Origin of the sequence: Streptomyces sp. NPDC059037, assembly GCF_042740015.1 — a bacterium.
Lineage (GTDB): Bacteria > Actinomycetota > Actinomycetes > Streptomycetales > Streptomycetaceae > Streptomyces.
The window spans coordinates 26,722-34,703 of sequence record NZ_JBHYIG010000067.1; the positions used below are offsets into that span (position 1 = coordinate 26,722).

General features: G+C 70.5%; 5 protein-coding genes. 2 read left to right on the forward strand and 3 right to left on the reverse strand.

From position 1 onward, the window contains the following. Positions 1 to 37 precede the first annotated feature (37 nt). Complete coding sequence (locus ACFWY6_RS16530; RefSeq protein ID WP_384690312.1) at positions 38 to 433, forward strand: GntR family transcriptional regulator; 396 nt, start codon at positions 38 to 40, stop codon at positions 431 to 433. A 181-nt stretch (positions 434 to 614) separates the two neighbouring features. Here the strand turns inward: ACFWY6_RS16530 and ACFWY6_RS16535 are convergent, their stop codons facing one another. Continuing rightward, on the reverse strand, positions 615 to 1,709 hold the full coding sequence (locus ACFWY6_RS16535; RefSeq protein ID WP_384690314.1) for a DUF5925 domain-containing protein: 1,095 nt from the start codon (positions 1,707 to 1,709) through the stop codon (positions 615 to 617). Between the two features lie 142 nt (positions 1,710 to 1,851). On the opposite strand from ACFWY6_RS16535, the gene ACFWY6_RS16540 reads away from it, so the two are divergent. Beyond that, the gene (locus ACFWY6_RS16540) at positions 1,852 to 3,276 is read left to right on the forward strand and encodes a xylan 1,4-beta-xylosidase (RefSeq protein ID WP_384690317.1); all 1,425 of its coding nucleotides are present in this window, start codon (positions 1,852 to 1,854) and stop codon (positions 3,274 to 3,276) included. Between the two features lie 33 nt (positions 3,277 to 3,309). On the opposite strand, the gene ACFWY6_RS16545 is transcribed toward ACFWY6_RS16540, so the two are convergent. Both ACFWY6_RS16545 and ACFWY6_RS16550 read right to left on the reverse strand, forming a co-directional pair. Beyond that, positions 3,310 to 7,242 carry a lipopolysaccharide biosynthesis protein gene (locus ACFWY6_RS16545; RefSeq protein ID WP_384690319.1) on the reverse strand — a complete coding sequence of 1,311 codons (3,933 nt, stop codon included), beginning with the start codon at positions 7,240 to 7,242 and terminating at the stop codon, positions 3,310 to 3,312. Continuing rightward, on the reverse strand, positions 7,235 to 7,982 hold a 748-nt coding region (locus tag ACFWY6_RS16550), incomplete at its 5' end, for a polysaccharide deacetylase family protein (RefSeq protein ID WP_384690320.1). The genes ACFWY6_RS16545 and ACFWY6_RS16550, both read right to left, overlap by 8 nt.

Below are 7,982 nucleotides of genomic sequence, written 5' to 3' on the forward strand. Positions count from 1 at the left end.
TGCCTCCTATTTTCCGTGCGTGCGGGACAATCACTCCGTGACTTTGAAGATCGAGATCGGTGGGGGCGCTGACGCCGCTGCGAGTGACGCGCCGCCCTATGAGCAGGTGCGGGCCCAGATCGCCGAGCAGGCGCGGGGCGGGGTGCTGCCGGTGGGGTACAAGCTGCCCACCGTGCGGGGGCTCGCCCAGGAGCTGGGGCTCGCCGCGAATACCGTCGCCAAGGCGTATCGGGCGCTTGAGGCGGACGGGGTGATTGAGACTCGGGGGCGCCATGGGACGTTCGTGGCCGCTGCGGGGGATGCGGCGGAGAGGGAGGCTTCGGCTGCCGCCCAGGCCTTTGCCGAACGGGTTCAGCGGCTGGGTCTTTCCGAGGGGGCGGCGTTGTCCGCTGCGAGGGATGCGTTGCGGGCGGCTTATGGGGACTCGGGGTGAGCGCGCCTGGCTGAATCGGTGCCCGGTAGCTGTGCGTTGTGCCCACCCTTCCCCAAGCTCTCGGCTTCGCTCGAGCAGGGGAGGCCCCACTCGCCGTGCGGAACGCCTGCCCACAACGAAGGCGGCCGACTGCCGGGCAATCGGGTGGGCGGGCGGGAAAAGTAGTTGGCTGGCCGCCGGGCTACAGATACAGCCCCGAGTCCGCCCCCTCCCGGGGATCCGGGACCGACGTAGGGGAAGTCCCGCGACGCAGCGCGTAGAGCTCGGCCAGGGTCGCGCCCTCGCGGGAGATGCCCTCGGCGGTGCCGAGCCAGGACACCGCTTCCGGGAGGGTCAGCGAACCCACCTCGATGCGGGCAAGGCACCGCCCCGGCCGCACGACCGCCGGATGCAACCGCTCCAGGTCCTCGTTGGTCGTCACCCCCACAAGCACATTGCGGCCCTGCCCCAGCAGGCCGTCCGTCAGGTTCAGCAACCGCGACAACGCCTGCCCCGCCGTGTGCTTCGCCTCGCCCCGGATCAGCTCGTCGCAGTCCTCCAGGAGCAGCAGCCGCCAGCGGCCCTTCGCTGTGCCGTCGTCCTCGCCGATCGCGATGTCCATCAAGTAGCCCACATCGCTGAAAAGACGCTCCGGGTCGAGCACGCAGTCCACCTGGCACCAGTCCCGCCAGGACCGCGCGAGCGTCCGCAGCGCCGACGTCTTGCCCGTACCGGGCGGCCCGTGCAGCAGCAGAAGCCGGCCCGAGATGTCCTCAGGGCCCGTCTTCATCAGGGAGTCCATGGCCTCGGCGACCGGCGCCGTGTAGTTCTCCCGCACCTCCTCCCACGTACCGGCGGAGATCTGCCGTGTGGTGCGGTGCGGGCCGCGCCTCGGCGACACGTACCAGAACCCCATGGTCACGTTGTCCGGCTGCGGTTCCGGCTCGTCCTGTGCGCCGTCCGTCGCCTGTTTCAGGACCTCCTCCGCGAGATCGGCGCTCGTCGCCGTCACGGTGACATCCGCGCCACGGTTCCAGCGCGAGACGAGCAGCGTCCAGCCGTCGCCCTCGGCGAGCGTCGCGCTGCGGTCGTCGTCGCGGGCGGCCCGCAGGACGGCCGCGCCCGGCGGAAGCAGCGTGGAACCCGACTTGACGCGGTCGATGTTGGCGCTGTGGGAGAACGGCTGCTCGCCGGTGGCGAAGCGGCCGAGGAAGAGGGCGTCCACGACATCCGACGGGGAGTCGCTGTCGTCGACGTTGAGCCGGATCGGCAGGGCGTCCTGAGGGTTCGCAGACATGCCGCCATGATCCGGCACGCATACGCCCTTGTGCATCCCGGTTTACGTACTCCGTTCATATGACGTCACGTGGTATGCCCGTTACAGAGCTGTGGTACGGAACCTGTCCTACCGCCAACTCGCGCCGATACTCTTGCCCCTGATGGGACGTCATGGGTGGAATTCGGGGGCACTGCGGTGGCGGCTCACCGCACTGCTCGGCGTTGGTGTGGCCGCACTGGCCCTGATCCTGACCGTCATCACCACGCTTCCCGATGACGGCTCGGGCACCAAGGGCACCACGCGCGACGGGGACAAGGTGCACGGCACCCCCGCCGTCCCGCCCGACCAGGCGAAGCCGGACGTGGGCTGGGGCTTCACGCACACGCAGTACAGCGCGGACGAGGGCGAGACCGCCTCCGTGGAGCGCGCCGAGGAGCTGCTCGCGGGAAAGCCGAGCCCGCTGCCGCAGATCCAGCACATCATGGGCTGGGGCGCGGGCAACCCCGAGCCGGTCAAGGGCCGTTACGACTTCAGCGAGATGGACCGGCGGATGGACTTCATCCGCGCCACCGACGGCACGCCGGTCGTCACCCTGTGCTGCTCCCCGGACTGGATGAAGGGCGGCGAGTCCGGCGCGGACAAGACCAATTGGAGCCAGGCCGCCCTGGAGACCGCACCGGACCGCGCCCACTACAAGGACTTCGCCAAGCTCGCCGCGACCGTCGCCAAGCGCTATCCGGACGTACGCCACTTCATCGTCTGGAACGAGTTCAAGGGCTTCTGGAACAACGAGCAGGCCCGCTGGGACTACGAGGGGTACACCGAGCTCTACAACCTGGTCTACAAGGAGCTCAAGAAGGTCAACAAGGACATCATGGTCGGCGGCCCCTACCTGGTCATGGACAGCGTCGACCCGCGCCAGACCGAGAACGCGTCGACGAAGGTCAAGGGCGCCTGGGGCCGCATGGACCAGCGGGTCCTCGACGCCTTCGACTACTGGAACAAGAACAAGACGGGCGCGGACTTCGTCGTCGTCGACGGCTCCAGCTACACCACCGACGACGAGATGCTCCCCGACGAGTTCAAGGCCACGCAGAAGCTGACCGCGGTCAGCAAGTGGGTCCGCGAGCGCACCGGTGACCTGCCGCTGTGGTGGGCCGAGTACTACGTGGAACCCGGCGACAGCAACGACGACCGCGACGACTGGTCCGAGGCGCACCGCGTCGCCGTCCAGGCCACCGGCCTGACGGCGATGGCACGCGGCGGCGCGAGCAGCGGCTTCTACTGGAACCCGCAGAACAAGGGCGCCAGTTGCGCCGGCTGCCTGTGGCGCTCCACCCGGCTCGGCGACGGCGGCACGGAACTGCCGATGCTGAAGATGCTCGCCCGGTTCAACGACGCGTTCCCGCCCGGCACGGAGTACGAGAAGGTCTCCGTCGCCGCCGACGACGTACCGAACGTCGCCGTGCTCGCCGACGACAAGACGGTGCTCGTCGTGAACAACCTGGACCGGACGATCAGCGCGAAGGTCGACGGCGAGCGCTTCGAGATGAAGGGGTACGAGGTGAAGTGGCTGAAGCGGTAGACCGGTTCAGCCGACCCCGGCCTCGGACCCGCATCACGCCATCGTCAGGAACCGCTGGATCAGCGAGGCGAGCAGCACCGCGAGCAGCGGCAGCGAGAACCAGAAGCTGCTCTGCAGCCACCGCAGTTGCCGCACGCCCGGCGCCACCGCCACCCGTACGACCTCACGGGTGGCGAGCAGCAGGACCAGCGCCACGGCCGCAAGCGCGCCGATCACCGACCAGGGCGTCCAGGTCACCTGCGGCCCGATCGGACCCGGCGCGGCCTTCTCGGCCTTCCCCTCCGGCTGCTTGCGCAGCGTGTAGAGGGTCGCGTCGTCGTTGGTGAGGACCTTCTTCAACTCCTGGCGGTTGTCCAGGTTCTTGATCAGCCGGGTGTCCCAGGTGGCCGAGTAGCCGACGTCCATCTGGAGATAGACCGTCTGGCTCTTGTTGATCATCAGATACGAGTTGGGGCCCGCGTCCTTGAGCGCCTTGACGAGGCTGGAGACGAGGACCGGGTCGGCGGGCGCCAGGGTGGGTACGTACTGGACCTTCTCCATGTCGCGGGTGCCCCACGGCATCGCGGGCGTCACGTTGTCGACCGTGTCGTCGCTCATCCACAGCAGCCGGACGGTCGGCTCGTCGTGCTCGTACACGTAGTCCATCGCGGCGACTTCACCCGCACGGGTCCGCTCGAACGGCTCGTTGCCCCAGCGCGCCACCAGGAAGCCGCCCATCAGGACGAGTCCCGCCATCAGCGCGGCGAGCGGCGCAAGGCTCACCCGGTCGCGGTCCCGCTCCTTCGCGGTGATGCCCGCGCGCGGGAACAGGGCGAGACCGGCCAGGAGCGCGGCACCCGGCAGCGCGAACATGAAGACGCGCAGGGCCATTTCGCCGCCGTACGACTGCATGCCGAAGCCCAGGAACGGCACGAAGGTCAGCACGAGCAGCGAGCGTTCCGTGTACTTGTGGTCGCGCCGCCGCCACCAGCCCCAGCAGGCGAACGCCATGACGCTGCCCGCGAGCGCGACCCGCGCGTAGAGGACGAGTTGGTGGGTCGAACTGCCGCCTTCGATGCGTCCCGACACCGATGACGACACATTGCCGCCGACGCCGCCGATCCCGCCGAACAGCTCGTCGAAGTGCCCCGACCAGTACGGCTCGGCGAGGAAGCCGATCCAGACGAGGACCATGACGGCGAAGAGGATCGGCAGGCCGCGCAGCTCCGAGCGGCCCACCAGGACGAGCGCGGCGAGCACGCCGAGCATCACGAACGGCGTGAGCTGGTGCGCCGGCACCGTCGCCGCGAACAGCGCGACCAGGACCAGGAGCAGCACCGCGCGCTGCCGCCGGTCGGCGGGCTCGACCTCGAGCTCCCCGGGCCGCCGCTTGCCCCACAGCACGTGCGGCGCGCGGAACCAGACGAGGAGCACCGCCACGAACACCAGATACAGCAGATAGGTGAAGCCCTGCGGGGAGAAGTAGTCCTGACCGACCCAGCCGCTCAGCGCGAAGATCCACAGCCCCGCCCAGCGGGCCCGCCAGGCGGCCCGCATGGAGCGGGTGAGCAGGAACATCGGTGCCAGATAGAGCAGTTGCATGGCCAGCGGCCACCAGCGGATCACCTCGGTCATGTCCGAGACGCCGCAGGCCTTCGCCACGAACGTGGCCGCGGCGAAGAAGCCCGGCCAGCTCCAGCGCGCGTCCAGGTCCGGCACCGCGGACCCGGTCCTGTCGATGTACTCCATGAAGCCCAGGTGCTGCCAGGCCGTCGCGAACCTCGGCTCGTCCTCCAGGACGGCGGGCAGCGCGTGCAGGCACACCACCGTGGCGATCAGGGTCACCAGGAGCAGCACCCGGTGCGGGCGGTCCATCCAGAGCAGCGATGCGAAGACCACGATGAGCAGCGCGGCCCCGAGCAGCGTCGGCGCGGGCAGGATCGAGATGAGCCCGAGCCCGCCCATCTCGTCCAGGTCCGCCTCTCCGATGCCCGTGAGAGGCAGCCAGTAGAGGCCGAGCGCGAGGGTCAGGAGCAGCGCCATCACGGCGATGCGCAGGCGCGGGAACGGCTCGGGGGCGTCGACGGGTTCGGGCGGGTCGACCGGCCTCGGCGGCGCCTCGGGCACGTCCGGGACGCGTACGCCGGTGCCCCGCTCCTCGGCCTCCGACGTGCGGTGGGAGGCCGAGGAGGGGACCGGGGGAGCCATGGTGGATTCGGGGGAGCCCGTCGGCGGATCCGGGGGCGCCGTCGGTGGTTCCGGGGCGGCCGTGGGCGGTTGTGGCGACTTCAGGGGGGATCTCAGCGCCCAGGTCGGCCGGTGATCCATGTCGTCCCCCTTGTCGCGCTTGTCGGCACCGGCCGTCCGGCCCTTCGCCGCCGGTGTCCCGGAAGCGGGCGTCCCGGGCCCCGGCCGCACGTCGGGCCGGCGCTCCGGATGCTCGAAGTCGAGCTGTACGGAGAGATGCAGCGTGTCCGAGTCGAGCGTCTCGCGCAGCGCCCAGGCGGGCCCGCGCCGCTTCTTGTGCCGCCCCGCGTCCTCGACCGCCGGCGAGGGCGGCGCCTCCGGCGTCCCCAGGTCGGCCAGGTCGCCGTCCGGTGCCGCGCCATCGGCCGGTGTGGACGAGGGAGCCGCCCGCGCCACCCGATACAGCTTCGGCGCCGCGATCGCCACGATCACCGCGAGGCTGGAGATCTCCGCGACGCCCGCGCCCGTGAGCCCCATCCGCGGCAGCAGAAGCAGCGTCAGACCAAGCACGAGCACGCACAGCAGGCCCTGCAGCCAGGCGATCCCCGACGTACGGCTCTGCGCGCGCTGCACCGCGAAGTACGTCTCCATGACGACCCGCAGCGCCGCGCCCACCGCGAACCAGCGAAGCAGTGGCGTCGCCGCGTCCGCGTACCCCTGGCCGAAGACGCTCAGGATGAACGGCGCGCCGATGAAGAGCAGACCGCACACCGGCAGCATGATCCGCGTCATGCGGCGCAGCGCGGCCCGGGTGTTCGCGGCGAGCCGCGCCGGGTCGTGCGCGCCCTCGACGGTCAGCGACGCACCCATGTTGATGGCGAGCAGGTTGACCGTGCCGCCGATCGTGGTGGTGATGTAGAAGTACGCGTTGTCGACCGAGCTGACCTGCGAGGCGACGATCACCGGTACGAGATAGACCACGGCGAGCGAGAAGAGCGAGCCCGTGTAGTCACCGGCCAGGAAGCGGCCGATCTCGCGCAGGGTCGGCGGCTGCGCCTTGTCCTGGGTCGCCTTCACATGCCGTGGCACGAGCCGCCGGAACACCAGCCAGCCGAGCGGGACGACCGACAGGGCGATCGCGGCGACCCACGACACGAACACGCCCGCCGTCGGGATCGCCGCGGCGAACGCGATGAGCAGCCCCAGCTTGACGACGGAGAAGATCGTGTTGCCGACCGGCACCCACAGCGCGCTGCGCAGCCCCGTGAGCACCCCGTCCTGCAGGGTCAGCAGCGACCAGGCGACGACGGCGGCGATGAAGCCGATGCCGGTCAGCGGGCCGTGCAGGAATCGGTACGAGGGCCCCCACAGGTCGAGGGTGAACAGGAAGATCAGTGCGGCGAACGCGACGACCACCGAACTGCCCGCGTACGTACGGAAGATGAGCTTTCCCGTGGCGCGTCCCGCGATGGGGATGAAGCGGGCGAGTGCCCCCGTCAGGGTGAGCGCGGTGAGCCCCGCGAGGAGCTTCATGGCGGCGATCGCCGCCGAGCCCTGGCCGACCGCCGACTCGGAGTAGTACCGGGCGGCGGCCAGCCAGAAGCCGACGCCCAGCACGCCGGATATGCCGGTGTTCAGCATCAGCGCGTAAGCGTTGCGGAACAAGGGACTCCCGCCGCCGGAGCCGCCCCTGCCGGGCAGCCGCATTCTGCGCGGCCTGCCCGGCTTGCCGGACGTCGGCTGCTGTTCGGTACCGGGAGTCCCAGAGACGTCTGCCTGGGCGGTCGTCGTGTCAGACACGGGTACGGATTGCCTTCCGGCGGGCCTGTCGGGCTCTGCGGACCACGGCGTACCCCTTGGTCAGGGCACAGTCCTTTGCGAAGTTGCGGGTGATCGCACGGCCCTCGACGAGCCGCTCGAACTCCTCGATGCCGGTGGAACGGCGCACGGTCACCCGCTTCAGGGCGTACGGCCCCTGAGTGCGCCGCGCGAGGCCGTTGTTGACCGCGAGCGACTGGGTGAACCCGGCGCCGCGCACCGTGCGGCGCACCCGGCGGCTTGAGTAGCCGTACGGGTAGGCGAAGGAGAGCGGCCGGGTGCCGAGTTCGTCGGCGATGATCTCCTTGCAGCGCAGCAGCTCGAACCAGAGGTCTTCGTCGTCCAGCTGGTCGAGCTCCGGGTGCGTGTGGCTGTGCCCGCCGATCTCCGTGCCCGCCGCGGCCAGTTCGCGCACCTGGTCCCAGTCGAGCATCAGGTCGAGGCCGCCCCCGGTGTCGTACGATCCGCGCAGCCAGCCCGTGGAGACGAAGAGCGTCGAGGCGAAGCCGTGCTTGGCGAGCACGGGCAGCGCGTGCCGGTGCACTCCCTCATAGCCGTCGTCGAAGGTGATCAGGACGGGCCTGGCCGGCAGCGTCCGGCCGGGAGTGCGCCAGATCGCGGCGAGCCCGGCCGTGCTGAGCGGCGTGAACCCCCGCGCGGGGGGGGGCCGGGCCGGGGGGGGGGGGGGTGGGGTGGTGCAGAGAGCCGGCCCCCCGGGCCGC